This is a genomic window from Streptomyces sp. NPDC087859, from assembly GCF_044742595.1.
Classification (GTDB): domain Bacteria; phylum Actinomycetota; class Actinomycetes; order Streptomycetales; family Streptomycetaceae; genus Streptomyces; species Streptomyces canus_F.
This window is the reverse complement of the sequence record NZ_JBIUUU010000015.1, coordinates 1-15,384: the sequence shown is the minus strand read 5'-3', so window position 1 is coordinate 15,384 and position 15,384 is coordinate 1. Positions and strand designations below refer to the sequence as shown.

Below are 15,384 nucleotides of genomic sequence, written 5' to 3'. Positions count from 1 at the left end.
ACTCCAAGAAGGATGAGGGAGTCCTGAGGGCTGGAACTCAATCAACGCGGCTTAGGGCTTCCTTGAGTGATCGCTGTCCCCGGCCTGTGCGCAAGGCAAAGCCCCCCTAAAGGACCGCGTCTGACCTGCTGCTTCCTCCGGTCCCGTCTTCTACTTGCTGGTACAGGCCCGTGACAGAAGCGGCCGCCCGGAACAGTTCCTCGCGCACCTCGGGAGGAGAGAGCACCTCAACGCGGTCGGAGAACTGGAGCAGTTGGCGGGCCTCGCCGAGCTCGCCGTACGACATCCGGACCGTCACCCACTCCCCCGCGCCGTCGTCCTCGCCGTCGTCCGCGGGGAGTTCGGCCAGCCACGGGCCGTTGAGCCGCAGGAACAGGTCGAGGCGGTCGCGCCGGACCCGGACGACGACGTCGATGCCGCCCGGCTGCTTCTCGACCTCGCGGCGCAACACCTCCCACACGTCGGCGAGTTCGACGCCCGGGCGGCGTTTCACCGGGTGGTCGAGCACAGTCGCCGCCCGCACCCGGTCGGCGCGGAACAGCCGCGGCCTGCCCCGCCGGTCGGCGACGAGGTACCAGACGCCGGCCTTGGAGACGAGGCCGTACGGGTCGACGGTGTACGTCCTCGGTTCCGGCCGCCCGCCGTGCCGGTAGCGCAGCCGGAGCCGGCGGTCGGCGAAGACCGCGTCCTGGAGCACGTCCAGGTCGACGGCGGCCCGCGGTCCGCCCTTCCAGCGGGTGGCGTCGACGAGGATGCGCCGGGCGGTCGCCTCGGCGGCGGGCCGATGGGGCGCGGGCAGCGCCGCCATCACCTTGCGCAGCGCCGAGCCGAGCGCCGCGTCCAGACCGAGCGCGGCATGCGCGCCCTGGGCGGCCAGGATGAACAGGGCACGGGACTCGTCGGCGGTCAGCCCGGTGACGTCCGTACGGAATCCCGCGAGCAGTTCGATGCCCCCGTGCCGCCCGCGTTCGGCGTAGACGGGGACACCCGAGGCGGACAGGGCCTCGATGTCCCGGTAGATGGTGCGTACGGACACCTCCAGTCGCTCCGCAAGCTCGTGTGCGGGGACGCGGCCGCGGGTCTGCAGGAGCAGCAGGATCGACAGGAGGCGGTCGGATTTCACCCCACCAGGATCCCTCCCGCGCGGCAGGCACCCACCGGGAGCGGCCTGGACCGGCGTCGGATCAGCCGAGCCTGACGCGGGCGAGCTGGCGGGACTGGGCGACCAGGCGGTCCGTGCTGTCCCAGACCTCGGCGTCCTCCTCCAGGAAGCCGCCGGCGAGGTTGCGGGTGGTGATCGAGACGCGGAGGGGGCCCGGGGCGGGGCGGCAGCGGACGTGGACCGTCAGCTCGACCGTCGGGACCCAGCCCTTGAGGCCGATCTCGAAGGCGGTGGGCGGCAGCGCGTCCACCGCGAGGAGGAGCGAGAAGGGGTCGGCGTCACGGCCGTCGGCGAGGCCGAACCAGGCCCGCATCTCGCCCTTGCCGGACGGCGCGCCGAGGGCCCAGCCCAGGGTCGACGGGTCCAGCTTGAGCATCAGCCGGTCGGTGATGGCGGAACTGCCGTCGACCGGGGCCGGCCCGTCCTCGGGACCGAAGCACTGGTCCATGGGCGGGAACGCGGGCGGCTTCGCCGTCGTACGGACGTCGTCGGGCAGGGAGCCCAGGTCGCCGTAGGAGGCGAGGACGCGGATGCGTTCGATCTCGTTGCCCTGCTCGTCGTACTGGAAGAGCGAGGCCTGACCGGTGGAGAGGGTGCGGCCGGTGCGGACGATGTCCGTGCGGACGACCGCGGGGCCGGGCTGGGAGGCCGTCAGATAGTGCGCGGAGATCGTGAACGGGTCGGCGTGCGGCAGGGCATCCGCGAGGGCGCGGCCGAGGACGGCCAGAAGGTAGCCGCCGTTGACGGCGCTGATGATCGTCCAGCCGGCGGAGAGGTCGATGTCGTAGACGCCGGGCTCGCGGAGGGTGAGCGCGGTGTCGCGGTCGAACTCGCTGTCGCCGATCGAGGCCTGCGTGGCGGTAGCTGCTTCTGGCATGGCTGAACGGTACAACAAGTGATTACTAAGCGGTAGCTTTGCATGCGATCACACGAGGGTGAGAGCGGGGCAATTTCCTGGTAAGTGTCCGCACTCGTCCGTAAACCCGATGCCCCGCCGCCCCCTCTGTAGGGGCATGAGCCTCACCGGGACCACGTTCCTCTCCACACTGATCGTGCTGTCCGTCGTCGCCGTCCTCCTTCCGCTCCTCCTGTGGTCCCGGCTGCGGGGCCCCCGCGCCCTGCGCGCCGCAGGACGTCTGCTGATGGTCGTCTTCGCGCAGGGGACCGCCGTCGCCCTCGTCTTCGTCCTGGTCAACAACCAGAACAACCTGTACGACGACTGGGCCGACCTGCTCGGCACCGGCGACCACGTCCAGCAGGCCGCGGACCTGGGCGCCGACGGCACCGGCGGTATCGCGCTGCAACGGCTCCCGAGAGTCCGGCAGCACTTCACCGACACCTCCGGACCCGGGATGCGGGGGGTCCGGGAGACCCAGCTCGAGGGCCGGGTGTCGGGGGTGAACGCCGAGGTCTACGTCTGGCTGCCGCCGCAGTACGGCCGGCCCGCCTACCGGCACCACAGGTTCCCCGTGGTCGAACTGCTGTCGGGCTACCCGGGCTCGGCGAAGGCCTGGTTCGGATCGCTGCACGCGGCGGACCAGTTGCGGCCCCTGATGCGGGACGGCCGGGTGGCGCCGTTCATCATGGTCGCCCCGCGCATGAACCTGCTGGCGGGGGTGGACACCGGGTGCGCCAACATCACGGGCACCGTGAACGCCGACACCTGGCTCAGCGTCGACGTGCCGAAGATGGTCACGGACAACTTCCGCGCCCAGGCCGGTCCGGCGGGCTGGGCGGTGGCCGGCTACTCGGCGGGCGGGCACTGCGCGACGAAGCTCGCCGTCGCGCACCCCGACCGCTACCGGGCCGCGGTGAGCATGTCCGGCTACAACGACCCGATCGGCGAACGCAACTCACTGGCCGCCGAGACACCCGCGCTGCGCCGCGCCAACAACCCCTACGTGCTGCTGCGCGAAGCCCGCACCCCGCCCGCGATCGCGCTCTACCAGTCCGGCCAGCCCGGCGACGGCTACGAGGCGGCCACCGGCCTCGAGCAGATAGCGAAGGCGCCGACGACCGTGCACGCCGTCTACGTCCCCAAGAGTGCGGGCGGCCACAACATGGCGCTGTGGCGGCCTCAGGTGGTCCCGGCGTTCCGCTGGCTGACCGAGGAGATGGGGCTGCTGCACGACCGGGCGGGAGCTACTCCTCGCGCACGGTCGAGCGCCGGTTCCAGGCCCGCGGAGCTCGCCAGTGGAACCGCATCGCCAGCAGCCGCAGCACGAAGGCCGTGAGGGCCGCGAGCCCACTGGTGAACGAGGTGAGGGCGTCGTAGCGGATGCACAGGGCGACCATGGTGGCGCCGACGATCGCCGGGACCGCGTACAGGTCGCGGTCCCAGCGCAGCAGCGAGGGCACCTCGTTGGCGAGCACGTCCCTGAGGACACCGCCGCCGACGGCGGTGGCGAGGCCGAGGGTCACCGACTGGGTGAGGCCGAGCCCGTACTCGTACGCCTTGGTCGTCCCGGCTACGCAGAACAGGCCGAGGCCGGCCGCGTCGAAGACGTTCACGCCGACCTGGATGCGCTCCACGTGGGGGTGCAGGAAGAAGACCAGCAGGGCGGCGAGCAGCGGGGTGACGAAGTAGCCCAGGTCCGTGAAGGCCGCGGGCGGTACCGCGCCGATGATCAGGTCCCGGAACAGTCCACCGCCCAGCGCCGTGACCTCGGCGAGGACGGCGATGCCGAAGACGTCGAAGTTCTTGCGGACGGCCAGCAGCGCGCCGGAGATGGCGAAGACGAAGATGCCGATCAGATCGAGCGTGTGCTGGACGGAGGGGCTGAACAGGTTCTGGAACACCCCCATATTCTCACCCAGCAGTAAGCCCCCGCCTTACAAATGAAGGCGGGGGCTCGCTGGCAGGACTTACTTCTCCTTGGAAGGAGCTTCCGGCTCTTCGGAAGGAGCTTCAGGCTCTTCCGTCTCCTCGGCGGTGAGGTCGGCGACCTCCGCCGCCACCGCCGCCGACGTCTCCGCCGACTCCGCGAGCACCTCGTCCGCGACCAGCTCGGCCGCCTCCTTGGCGACCGTCAGCAGGACGGTGTCCTGCGGGGCCTGGTCCTCGAAGTTCTCCGGGTGGTGGCAGGCGACCTGCTGACCGGGCTTGAGCTCGACGAGCTTCGGCTCGGTCGTCTTGCAGATCTCCGTCGCCTTCCAGCACCGGGTGTGGAAACGGCAGCCGCTCGGCGGGGAGATCGGCGAGGGCACGTCGCCCTTGAGCAGGATGCGCTCGCTCTTGGCGTTCTTGCGCCGCGGGTCCGGGATCGGCACCGCCGACATGAGCGCCTTGGTGTACGGGTGCATCGGCGCCCTGTACAGCGACTCACGGTCCGCCAGCTCGACGATCTTGCCGAGGTACATCACCGCGATCCGGTCCGAGACGTGCCGGACGACCGAGAGGTCGTGCGCGATGATCACGTACGTCAGACCGAGTTCCTGCTGGAGGTCGTCCAGCAGGTTCACGACCTGGGCCTGGATCGACACGTCCAGCGCGGAGACCGGCTCGTCGGCCACCACGAGCTTCGGGTTGAGCGCGAGCGCGCGGGCGATGCCGATGCGCTGACGCTGACCGCCGGAGAACTCGTGCGGGTAGCGGTTGTAGTGCTCGGGGTTGAGACCGACCACCGACAGCAGCCGCTGGACCTCCGCCTTGATGCCGCCCTCGGGCGTGACGCCCTGGAGCTTGAAGGGGGCGCCGATGATCGTGCCGATGGTGTGGCGCGGGTTCAGCGACGAGTACGGGTCCTGGAAGATCATCTGCACATCGCGGCGCAGCGGACGCATACCGCCCACCCCGAGGTGGGTGATGTCCTTGCCCTCGAACTCGACCGTGCCGGCGGTCGGTTCGAGCAGCCGGGTGATCAGCCGGCCCATCGTCGACTTGCCGCAGCCCGACTCGCCCACGACACCGAGGGTCTCGCCGGACTTGACCTCGAAGTCGATGCCGTCGACCGCGCGCACCGCGCCGACCTGCCGCTGGAGCAGGCCCTTCTTGATCGGGAAGTGTTTCTGGAGCCCGGTCACCTTCAGCAGGGTCTCGCCCGGGGCGGCGTCGCCCTTGGTGATCACCGTGCCATCGCTCTGCGCAGGGATGCTCACTTTGTCCTCGCTCACAGCTTCGGCGCAATCTCTTCGATCCAGATACGCTCCCGCTGCTCCTGCGACATGTGGCAGGCGGCCCAGTGCTGGCTGCCCACCTCCGACAGCTCGGGGCGGACCGTGCGGGTGACGTCGTCCTTCGGGATGTCCGCGTACGGGCAGCGCGGGTTGAAGGCGCAGCCGGACGGGATGTTGATCAGCGAGGGCGGGGAGCCCTTCACCGGGATCAGGCGCTCCTGCTGGTCGCGGTCCAGGCGCGGCATCGAGCCGAGCAGACCCCAGGTGTAGGGGTGTCGGGGCTCGTAGAACACCTTCTCCGCCGGACCGCGCTCGACGCAGCGGCCGCCGTACATAACCAGGATGTCGTCGGCGAGCTCGGCGACGACGCCCAGGTCGTGGGTGATGATGATGACCGCGGAGCCGAACTCCTTCTGCAGATCCCGAATCAGGTCGAGGATCTGCGCCTGGACGGTCACGTCCAGGGCGGTCGTCGGCTCGTCCGCGATGAGCAGTTCGGGGTTGTTGACCAGCGACATCGCGATCATCGCGCGCTGGCGCATACCGCCGGAGAACTCGTGCGGGTAGCTGTCCACCCGCTTGTCCGGCTGCGGGATGCCGACACGGTCGAGCATCTCCACGGCACGGCGCTTGGCGGTCTTCTTGTCGACCTTGTGGTGGATGCGGTACGCCTCCACGATCTGCTGGCCGATCGTGTAGTACGGGTGCAGCGCGGACAGCGGGTCCTGGAAGATCATCGCCATGTCACGGCCGCGCAGCTTGCGCACGTGGTCGGGGTCGGCGGTGAGCAGCTCGGTGCCGTCCAGCCAGATCTCGCCGGAGATCTGCGCCTTGCGCTTGCCGTACTGGCCGGCGGTGTGCAGGCCCATGATGCCGAGCGAGGTCACCGACTTGCCGGAGCCGGACTCGCCCACGATGCCGAGGGTCTTGCCCTTCTCCAGCTGGAAGCTGAGCCCGTCGACGGACTTGACCAGACCGTCGTCGGTCGGGAAGTGCACCTTCAGGTCGCGCACTTCCAGGAACGCGGTCGGCGCGGGCGAAGCGGGGGTGGGCTCGCCCACGGCCGCTCCGCTCTTGCTGAGTTCGGTCATGCGAGCCTCACTCGGGGGTCGATCACGGCGTACATGACGTCCACCACGAGGTTGGCGATCAGCACGGCTACGGAGGTGATCAGGGTGACGCCCAGGATGATGGGCAGGTCCTGATTCTTGATGCCGTTCAGCACCGCCTGGCCGAGGCCGGGGAGGCTGAACGTGGTCTCGGTCAGGATCGCGCCGCCGATGAGGGCGCCGAGGTCCATGCCGAGCATGGTCAGGATGGGCGTCATCGTGGAGCGCATGGCGTGCTTGCCGATGACGACCTGTTCCTTGAGGCCCTTGGCCCGCGCGGTTCTGATGTAGTCCTCGCCGAGGATCTCCAGCATGGTGGCGCGGGTGATCCGGGCGTACATCGCGGCGTAGAGGAAGGCCAGGGTGATCCAGGGCAGGATCATGCCGCCGAACCAGCCGGTGAAGCTGTCCTCGAGGGGCACGTACTCGCCCTCGATCCAGCCCAGGCTGTAGGAGAAGATCGCCAGGCTCAGCAGACCGGTGAAGTAGATCGGGAGGGAGACACCCGCGAGGGCGACGACCATCGCACCGCGGTCCCAGAGGCTGCCCCGCTTGAGCGCGGAGAGCACACCCGCCGAGACGCCGAGGATCAGCCACAGCACGGCGGCACCGAGCGCGAGTCCCAGGGTCACCGGGAAGCGGTCGGTCAGCACCGGCCAGACGGCCTGCTCGCTGCGGAAGGAGTAGCCGAAGCACGGCGCGGAGCAGTGGATGACGTCGCCGCCACCCGCATAGGTGCGGCCCGCGAAGATGCCCTTGAAGAACTCCCAGACCTGAGCGTAGATCGGGTCGCCCAGTCCCAGCTTCTGCCGCACGCCCTCGACAGCGGCGGGGTCGGCCTGCTTGCCCACGAAGCTCAGGGCGACGTCGACACCCGCCCACTTGGGGACGAGGAAGAAGATGCCGAAGACCACCATGATGATGACCACGAGCATCACTGCGGCGGCAAACAGCCGCCTGATGAGGTAAGCGAGCACAGCTCTCGGCCCGCCGCGGATCGCGGGCCACCGGAGGTCGTCCGATGGCCCGCGATCACACGTCGCCGGCCTTCACCTGCCTTTCGTGCCGTTCGGCGGGTGTGCCGGGATTACTTCGAGGACTTCAGACCGAGGTTGACGAAGTCGTACATGCCGCTGTAGTTGTCCGACGTGTAGACGTTGGCCAGGCGGTCACCGCGCCAGTTCACGAACTTCTCGAAGACGAACGGCAGGTAGTAGCCACCGTCCATCACCGCGTGGTTGATGTCCTTGGCGAGCTGGAGCTTCTCCGCGTCACCCTGCGTCTTGACGTAGGTGTCGAACAGACCGTTGATCTTCTTGTCGTCGATCATCGCGAAGTTGTTGTTACCGCTCTCCAGGATGTACTTGCCATCCCACAGCGGCAGACCGAAGCCCTGGACGGACGGGAAGTCCGCGCCCCAGCCCATGATGATGATGCCGAAGCCCTTCTTCTTCACGTTCGAGGGGCTGCCGATGATGCCGGAGGTCTGCGAGCCGTCGTACTGCTCGATGTCGACGGAGATGCCGATCTTCTTCAGCGAGGCCTGGAGGGACTCGGCGGTGGCCACCTCGACCGGCTTGTTGTTACGCACCGCGATGGTGGTCTTGAAGCCGTTCGGCTGACCGCAGGCCTTCAGCTCTTCCTTGGCCTTGGCGACGTTGCCGTTCTTGTTGGCACCGGCGAGCTCGTACGGGTCGTAGGACTGGCCCTCGGAACCCGGAACGGTCGGCGGGAGCATGTTGGTGCCGATGTCACCACCGGCGACCGGGCCACCGCGCGCGGTCTGCAGCGAGACGTGGTCGGCGCCGTAGATCACGGCCTTGCGGCAGTGCTCGTTGTCGAACGGCTTCACCGTCTGCGGGAAGACCGCGTAGCGGATGTAGCCGGAGACCGGGTTGTCCAGGTTGGCCTTGTGCTCCTGGAGGGCGCTGGTGCGGCCCTGCGGGGACAGACCGGTCTGGTTGATGTCCAGGTCGTAGTCACCGGCGAGCAGACGGGCGTCCAGGTCGTTGGCGTTCGAGAAGAACTTGACCGAGATCTTGTCCGGGTACGCCTTGCGGATCGGGTCCGAGGCCTGGTCCCACTTGTCGTTGCGGACCAGGACCAGGTCCTTGCCCGGGCTGTACGACTGGAACTTGTACGGGCCGGAGGAGAACGGCTTCAGGCCGTACTTGGACTTGGTGTCCTTGTCCTGGCGGACCGGGGAGGCCGAGACCAGGGCGAGGATCTCCTGGAAGTCGGCGTTGGCCTCGGGCAGCTTGAAGACGATGGTCTTGTCGTCCGGCGTCTCTATCGCCTTCAGACCGAGCTTGTCCGCGGAGGTGTCCTTGTACGGGCCCTTGTACTCGCCCTTGGGGTCGAGGACGTCCTTCAGGTACACCGGACCGCCGGACAGCACGTCCTGCGCCCAGACGCGCTCGATGCCGTACTTGACGTCCTTGGACGTGATCGGCTTGCCGTCCTCCCACGTGATGCCGTCACGCAGGGTGTACGTGTAGGTCTTGCCGTCGTCGGAGACCTTGGCCAGACCGGTGGCGAGGTCCGGCGTGAGCTCGGTGCCCTTCTCGCCCGGCGCGGCGGCACCCGTCACGAGCTGACGGCTGTAGTAGCGCGCGAAGTTCCACATGAAGCCGTAGTAGCCACGCGTGGTGTCCCACGAGTCGGCGTCCTGGGCACCGGCGAACTTCAGCTCGCCGCCCTTCTTGGCCAGCGAGGCCTGGGCGACCTTGTTGTTCGCGGCGTTGAAGCCGGCCGCGCCCGATGAGCTGTTGTTGCCGTCGCCGTCATCACCGCCGCCGCCGCACGCCGCCGTGGTCAGCAGCGCGGCGACCGCGGCGACAGCGGCAAACGCCTGCTTCCGCCGCCCTGAGGTGCGTTGGGTAGTCACGATCTCGGATCCTCCGGATTTGATGAGAGACCCCGTGTTGGTGCCACGGGACGCTTTGTGTACGGCAGTTCAGCGGGAACCCTTCGGGTCCAGCGCGTCACGCACGCCGTCGCCGAAGAGGTTGAAGGCCAGAACGGTGATGAAGATCGCTACACCGGGGACCACCATGTACGTGGGGTCCGACTTGTAGTAGTCGATCGCGTTCGAAAGCATCTGCCCCCAGGAGGCCGTGGGCGGCTTGACGCCCACGCCCAGGAAGCTGAGCGCCGCCTCGGTGAGGATGTTGGTGGGGATCATCATCGTCGTGTAGACGATGATCGGCGCGACCAGGTTGGGCAGCAGTTCCTTGAACAGGATGTAGAACCGCCCGGCGCCGAGCGAGCGGGCCGCCTCGACGTATTCACGCTCGCGCAGCGAGAGCGTCTGGCCGCGCACCACGCGTCCGATGTAGGGCCAGCCGAAGAAGCCGATGACCAGGATCATCACGAACAGGCGCACGTCGGTGCCGGTCAGTCCCAGCATCTCGTTCGGCATGACGGAGACCAGCGCGATGATGAAGAGCAGCTGCGGGAAGGCCAGCAGGCCGTCCATGACCCGGCTGATGGCCGAGTCGATCCAGCCGCCGAAGAAGCCGGCCAGGATGCCCAGGATCGTGCCGATGACGACGGCGACGATCGCGGACAGGAAGCCGACGAGCAGGGAGATGCGGGCACCGTAGAGGACCCGGGCGAAGATGTCCCGGCCGTTGACCGGCTCGACCCCCAGCCAGTGGTCGCCGCTGACGCCGCCGAAGGACCCCTTGGGGGTGCCGAACAGCGGGTCGATCAGGTCTTTGTCGTTGTACGTGTTCGGGTCCTGCCCGTACAGGTTGGTGATCACCGGCGCGAGCAGTGCGACGACGATGAGGAAGAGCACGACAATGCCGCCCGCGAGCGCCAGCTTGTCCCGCTTCAGGCGCTCCCAGGCGATCCGTCCCAGGGAACGCCCCTGTACGGCCTTGGCGTCGGCGCTGATAACCGCCGCTTCTTCGGCCGCGCTCGGGGCCGCTTCCGCGGTCGGCTCGTGCAGTGGTGCCGTCATCTGGCAGGGGCCCCTCTCAACCGGCGGTAGCCGGCCTTCACTTGCCGCTGTGGCGGCGTGATCAGTCCGTCGTACACAGGGGCGAACCCACCCCTGCTGCGGGAGTCTTCAACGCTTTGGCGATCTGTTGCCAGACTTGGCGGTGAAAGGATGCATAAACGTGATGCGGCTAGGAGGGTTCCGTTATCCGGACGCCGGGTAACGGCCGCCGGACGGGGACCAGTTGGGACAATGAGGGCCTCATAGGGGCTATCTCCCCTCATCTACGCGCGCAGATACACTCTCGTAACAGTAGAGCCTGTGACTGTCTGGATCAGTAGCCGCCGGGCGCCGGAGGGTAGCCGTACCCCGCCGCCGGGGCCTGGGCCGGAGCCGCCGCGTGCGCCTCGCGGTCGTAGAAGGGGCGGGCGCTCGCGCGCATCCACATCGCGACCGGGTCGTACTCGTCGGACATGGCGACGGTCGACACCGGCAGCCCGTCCGGGACCGCGCCGATGGACTGCTGCATCATCGCCCGCACCGAGTCCACGGCGGGCGGACTGGTGTCGTACACGTCCAGCCCGATGGCGAGGTACGGCGCTCCGAGCGCGGGCTGCACCCAGGCGCGGCGCAGCGAGCGGACGGCCGGGGTGCGGTGGGCGTTCTGCGCGATCAGGCCGTAGAACTGCGGAATCTCGATCCCGGGCTCCGACAGCCGCAGCGGGCCGGCGGGCTGGCGCTCCAGACCGGTGGCGATCCGGCGCAGGTCGAGCCAGGGGATGCCGACGCCGCCGCCGGGGGCGTGCGGGTTGAGCCAGAGGCCGAAGTGGTCGGGGTAGAGGGTGCGGGCGACGTCGACCCCGTCGACGACCTCGTAGGAGCGGTTCCACCCACTGGCGCTCAGTTCCTGGGCGGAGGTGACGCACGGGGCGTATCCGTACCCGCCCACCTCCATGTTTCCGTACTGGGCGTCCGGGGAGCCCGACTGGCCGTGCCAGAGGAGCATCCAGATCTGGCCGGAGGAGGGGGTGGCGAGGGCGCGGAGGAGTGCCTCGTAGGCGTCGTATCGCCCTGGCGTCACCTGGCGCAGCATGTGCTCGACCTGGCCGGTCGCGGCGGTGCCGCTCGCGCTCACCTTCTACCGCCCCTTCGGGAAAGTTGCGTGTGTCTGCCGACAGCTTAAGCGGTGGGAGCTCGGGGCTTGCGTGGTCTGTCGGCTGCGGGTGTGTGGGGGTTGATCGCGCCCACGCGGCGGAGCCGCAAATCGACACAGCCCCGCGCCCCCGGGTCGGTGCCCCTGGCGGCGTTTACACGTCCCCTTGGTAGAACGGGCGTACTTTTTGTCGCATCCAGTGGCCGACCGGATCGTCCGCCACGTCCAGCAGGACCAGGTTCACCGGCCACTGCACCGGGGTCCGGCTCAGGGCGCGGCCCAGTGCGTCCATGGGGAGGGTACGCAGGTCGCCCTCCCACTGGGAGAGTTCGACTCCCACGAACATCACGGGCTCGGCCGTCTCGATCGAGGCAAGGCAGCGGCGGGCCGTGCGGACCACGCCGGTCGCGGCGAACTCGGCGGAGGCGGCGGCGAGGAAGTCGACCGGGTCGTCCTGCCAGTCGGGCTCGTAGAGCTTGACGCGGCCGCCGGTGTTGGGGCCGTCCAGCGGGGTGCGGCCGACGCGGCAGAGCTCGGCGACGGCGGGCGGCGGGAGCGGGACGCCGACCACACCGTCCGGGTTCACGGCGATCCCGATGTGCGGGGGCAGACCGCGCGCGAACTCGACCGCGGGCGCGATCGTGTACGCCATGTGCCCGCCCGCGACGTGCCGGAACTGCTCCTCGGAGCTGAAGACCGGGACGTACGCCTGACCCTCGATCTCCATGCTGGGCAGGTCCAGGGGGCCGGCGTGCGGGCCGCCGCCGTTCGGCAGCGGGACCCAGACGAAGCTGCGGCCCAGGACCTCGATGATCCGGCCGCCGGCCGCGGGCATGCCGAGGGAGGCCGAGAGCACCTCCTCCAGCTCGTTGCCGGGCCATCCGCCGCCGTACGGATGGGGGTGTGCCTGTGCCGGGAATGCCATCTGTCCGTCCGCCTGCCGAGTGCTGCCGCTTGTGGCCTGTCTGTGGCTGAAAAGGCTAGCGGGTGTGGAGGCGGCTGAGGTCAGCCCGTGAAACCGACCCGGCGCAGGGTGTCCGCCGCGTCGCGGTCGAGGAGCACCGCCGAGCCGACGCCCTGCGGCAGGTCGCCCTTGGCCACGGAGCGGATCAGCCGGTCGGCCGCGGTGCGGTGCCGCAGGAAGGCGTACCTGGAGACGCCGCGGCCGCGCTCGCGCTGCCCGGCCAGGGCGGTGTCCGGGGTGACGTCGAGCAGCAGCAGATGCAGGGTGCCGCCCCGGCGGCGGGCCTCGCGGGCCAGCCAGCCGCGCACCCAGGACTGGGTGCCGCAGTCGTGCACGACGACACCCTTGCCGGAGCGCAGGGCGCGGAACAGACCGAGGTAGTGGGCGGCGCGGACGAGGGGGCGGTAGATCGCGTACGGCAGGAAGCGCGGCGCCCGGTCGTCCCAGCGGTCGCGGGTGTCCTGGGAGTCGATCCGGATGCCCTTGACCGTCCGCCGCATCAGGGTGGACTTGCCGCTGCCGGGCAGGCCGGTGATCACGACCAGGTCGTCCGGGGCGAAGAGCAGGGCGTGCGGGCTGTGGCCGGCGCGGTCGCGCAGGTCGCGGACGACCGGTTGCGCCGCGCACGTCTGCCGGGCCGGAGCGGCCGGCTGTGCGGGCAGCGCGACGGCCGACGTGGTGGCGTACGCAGTGGTCCTGTTCACCGTGATCGTCCTCCCCTGGGGCGGGTCACGAGTTCCCCTCCCCGTCGAGTGTAAAGAGAAGGTAATCCGCGGCGCCTCCTGTTTCCGTCCGTTTCTCGCAACAGGCCTGCTACAGGGTGCGGCGAGTGACGGTTGAGTCTGTGCGGCCCCTGTGGGAACCTCCCCTGCCCCGCCGGACGGATGCGTGCAATGATGTCCGCGCCAACTGCATACCGGCCGTTTGAATCCGCGCGGGAGAGTTCCGGGCCGTACGTCCTCGTACGAGTGCCCGGGCGCCGAAGGAGCAAGTCCCTCCCTTGAATCTCTCAGGCCCCGTTACCGCGCGGGCGAGGCACATCTGAAAAGCGAGCCGCCCTCCGGCGGCTCCACCCAAGGTGCAAGTCATGTCCCCTGCGGTCATGGCGAACCTCTCAGGTTCCGATGACAGATGGGGAGGAACGACCTCGCCGTCATGCCTTGGGAGACAACCGTCCGATGAGCAATGAACCCCGCCTCACCGCGCTCGATGCCCTGCATCGCTCGCTCGGCGCGACCATGACCGACTTCGCCGGCTGGGACATGCCCCTGCGCTACGGCTCCGAGCGCGACGAGCACAACGCCGTGCGCACGAAGGCCGGGCTCTTCGACCTCTCGCACATGGGCGAGATCACAGTGAGCGGACCGCAGGCAGCCGCCCTCCTGAACCACGCCCTGGTCGGCAACATCGCCTCCGTCGGTGTGGGCCGCGCCCGCTACACCATGATCTGCCGTGAGGACGGCGGCATCCTCGACGACCTGATCGTCTACCGGCTCGAAGAGACCGAGTACATGGTGGTCGCGAACGCCTCCAACGCCCAGGTCGTCCTGGACGCGCTCGTGGAGCGTGCGGCCGGCTTCGACGCCGAGGTGCGGGACGACCGGGACGCCTATGCGCTGCTCGCCGTCCAGGGACCGCAGTCGCCGGGGATCCTCGCCTCGCTCACCGACGCCGACCTCGACGGACTGAAGTACTACGCCGGGCTGCCCGGCACGGTCGCCGGCGTCCCGGCACTGATCGCCCGCACCGGTTACACGGGCGAGGACGGCTTCGAGCTGTTCGTGAAGCCCGAGCACGCGGTCGAGCTGTGGCAGGCCCTGACCAAGGCGGGCGAGGGCGTCGGCCTGGTCCCCTGCGGTCTGTCCTGCCGGGACACGCTGCGTCTGGAGGCGGGCATGCCGCTGTACGGGCATGAGCTCTCCACGGAGCTGACCCCCTTCGACGCGGGCCTCGGCCGGGTCGTGAAGTTCGAGAAGGAGGGCGACTTCGTGGGCCGCGCGGCCCTGCGCGAGGCCGCCGAGCGCGCCGGTCACGAGCCGCCGCGCGTCCTCGTCGGCCTGATCGCCGAGGGCCGCCGGGTCCCCCGCGCCGGGTACGCCGTGGTCGCCGACGGCCAGGTGATCGGCGAGGTCACCTCCGGCGCCCCCTCGCCCACGCTGGGCAAGCCGATCGCGATGGCCTACGTCGACGCCGCGCACTCCGCGCCGGGCACCACCGGAGTCGGTGTGGACATCCGGGGCAGTCACGAGCCCTACGAGGTCGTGGCTCTGCCGTTCTATAAGCGCCAGAAGTAGACACTGGACGCGAGGTCGCGCGCACGTGCGTGACCCTGCGCACCTTTCCGCTGCTCACGCACGTTCCCAGTAGCCCCCCATCCACCAGCACTCCCCCGCGTACAGGAGAATTCAGGCCATGAGCAACCCCCAGCAGCTGCGCTACAGCAAGGAGCACGAGTGGCTGTCGGGCGCCGAGGACGGCGTCTCGACGGTCGGTATCACGGAGCACGCGGCCAACGCCCTCGGCGATGTCGTCTTCGTGCAGCTCCCGGAGGTCGGTGACACGGTGACCGCGGGCGAGACCTGCGGCGAGCTGGAGTCGACCAAGTCGGTCTCCGACCTGTACTCCCCGGTCTCCGGCGAGGTCACCGGGGTCAACGAGGACGTCGTCAACGACCCGTCGCTGGTGAACTCCGCCCCCTTCGAGGGCGGCTGGCTGTTCAAGGTACGCATCGCGGACGAGCCGGCCGACCTGCTCTCCGCCGACGAGTACACCGCCTTTTCCGCCGGCTGAGGAGTCGTAGAACCTGATGTCCGTTCTGAACACGTCCCTGCATGAGCTCGACCCGGAGATCGCCGCGGCGGTCGATGCCGAGCTGAACCGTCAGCAGTCCACCCTGGAGATGATCGCCTCCGAGAACTTCGCGCCGGTCGCGGT

At 69.2% G+C, this 15,384-nt stretch carries 14 protein-coding genes, 1 pseudogene and 1 riboswitch; of the genes and pseudogenes, 4 read left to right on the top strand and 11 right to left on the bottom strand.

Annotated elements, in window-relative coordinates; translation table 11 throughout:
* Positions 1 to 106 precede the first annotated feature (106 nt).
* Complete coding sequence (locus ACIOHP_RS33235; protein ID WP_401893333.1) at positions 107 to 1,123, bottom strand: helix-turn-helix transcriptional regulator; 1,017 nt, start codon at positions 1,121 to 1,123, stop codon at positions 107 to 109.
* A gap of 61 nt (positions 1,124 to 1,184) precedes the next feature.
* Positions 1,185 to 2,039 carry a thioesterase family protein gene (locus tag ACIOHP_RS33230; protein ID WP_401893332.1) on the bottom strand — a complete coding sequence of 285 codons (855 nt, stop codon included), beginning with the start codon at positions 2,037 to 2,039 and terminating at the stop codon, positions 1,185 to 1,187.
* Between the two features lie 136 nt (positions 2,040 to 2,175).
* Here ACIOHP_RS33230 and ACIOHP_RS33225 point away from each other — a divergent pair, with 136 nt between their 5' ends.
* The gene (locus ACIOHP_RS33225; protein WP_401893330.1) at positions 2,176 to 3,396 is read left to right on the top strand and encodes an alpha/beta hydrolase; all 1,221 of its coding nucleotides are present in this window, start codon (positions 2,176 to 2,178) and stop codon (positions 3,394 to 3,396) included.
* Here the strand turns inward: ACIOHP_RS33225 and ACIOHP_RS33220 are convergent.
* From ACIOHP_RS33220 to ACIOHP_RS33180, 9 genes are all read right to left on the bottom strand, one after another.
* On the bottom strand, positions 3,305 to 3,961 hold the full coding sequence (locus ACIOHP_RS33220; protein ID WP_046261652.1) for a trimeric intracellular cation channel family protein: 657 nt from the start codon (positions 3,959 to 3,961) through the stop codon (positions 3,305 to 3,307). The genes ACIOHP_RS33225 and ACIOHP_RS33220 overlap by 92 nt on opposite strands.
* Before the next feature lie 66 nt (positions 3,962 to 4,027).
* Complete coding sequence (locus ACIOHP_RS33215; RefSeq protein WP_401893328.1) at positions 4,028 to 5,260, bottom strand: ABC transporter ATP-binding protein; 1,233 nt, start codon at positions 5,258 to 5,260, stop codon at positions 4,028 to 4,030.
* A gap of 11 nt (positions 5,261 to 5,271) precedes the next feature.
* Positions 5,272 to 6,369: an ABC transporter ATP-binding protein gene (locus ACIOHP_RS33210; protein WP_266821713.1), complete on the bottom strand. Its 1,098-nt coding sequence runs from the start codon at positions 6,367 to 6,369 to the stop codon at positions 5,272 to 5,274.
* Positions 6,366 to 7,364 carry an ABC transporter permease gene (locus ACIOHP_RS33205; RefSeq protein ID WP_361545450.1) on the bottom strand — a complete coding sequence of 333 codons (999 nt, stop codon included), beginning with the start codon at positions 7,362 to 7,364 and terminating at the stop codon, positions 6,366 to 6,368. The genes ACIOHP_RS33210 and ACIOHP_RS33205 overlap by 4 nt, the downstream gene beginning before the upstream one ends.
* 110 nt (positions 7,365 to 7,474) lie before the next feature.
* Complete coding sequence (locus ACIOHP_RS33200) at positions 7,475 to 9,274, bottom strand: ABC transporter substrate-binding protein (protein ID WP_361545447.1); 1,800 nt, start codon at positions 9,272 to 9,274, stop codon at positions 7,475 to 7,477.
* A gap of 69 nt (positions 9,275 to 9,343) precedes the next feature.
* Positions 9,344 to 10,354, bottom strand: a complete 1,011-nt coding sequence (locus ACIOHP_RS33195) for an ABC transporter permease (protein ID WP_361545444.1) — start codon at positions 10,352 to 10,354, stop codon at positions 9,344 to 9,346.
* A gap of 313 nt (positions 10,355 to 10,667) precedes the next feature.
* Entirely contained in the window at positions 10,668 to 11,468 is an 801-nt protein-coding gene (locus tag ACIOHP_RS33190; protein ID WP_266821720.1) for an enhanced serine sensitivity protein SseB C-terminal domain-containing protein, read from the bottom strand.
* A 172-nt stretch (positions 11,469 to 11,640) separates the two neighbouring features.
* On the bottom strand, positions 11,641 to 12,411 hold the full coding sequence (locus tag ACIOHP_RS33185) for an enhanced serine sensitivity protein SseB (protein ID WP_361545441.1): 771 nt from the start codon (positions 12,409 to 12,411) through the stop codon (positions 11,641 to 11,643).
* An 80-nt stretch (positions 12,412 to 12,491) separates the two neighbouring features.
* A complete protein-coding gene (locus ACIOHP_RS33180; RefSeq protein ID WP_361545438.1) occupies positions 12,492 to 13,154 on the bottom strand; it encodes an AAA family ATPase in 663 nt (220 codons plus the stop codon).
* 221 nt (positions 13,155 to 13,375) lie between these two features.
* Positions 13,376 to 13,485, top strand: a riboswitch (glycine riboswitch).
* Positions 13,486 to 13,628: 143 nt separating this feature from the next.
* On the opposite strand from ACIOHP_RS33180, the gene gcvT reads away from it, so the two are divergent.
* From gcvT to ACIOHP_RS33165, 3 genes and pseudogenes are all read left to right on the top strand, one after another.
* The gene (gcvT, locus tag ACIOHP_RS33175; protein ID WP_361545435.1) at positions 13,629 to 14,744 is read left to right on the top strand and encodes a glycine cleavage system aminomethyltransferase GcvT; all 1,116 of its coding nucleotides are present in this window, start codon (positions 13,629 to 13,631) and stop codon (positions 14,742 to 14,744) included.
* Positions 14,745 to 14,862: 118 nt separating this feature from the next.
* Positions 14,863 to 15,240, top strand: coding sequence for a glycine cleavage system protein GcvH (gene gcvH / locus ACIOHP_RS33170; protein ID WP_266887787.1), 378 nt, complete (start codon positions 14,863 to 14,865; stop codon positions 15,238 to 15,240).
* Positions 15,241 to 15,256: 16 nt separating this feature from the next.
* Positions 15,257 to 15,384: pseudogene (locus tag ACIOHP_RS33165) on the top strand (serine hydroxymethyltransferase); the annotation flags it as partial.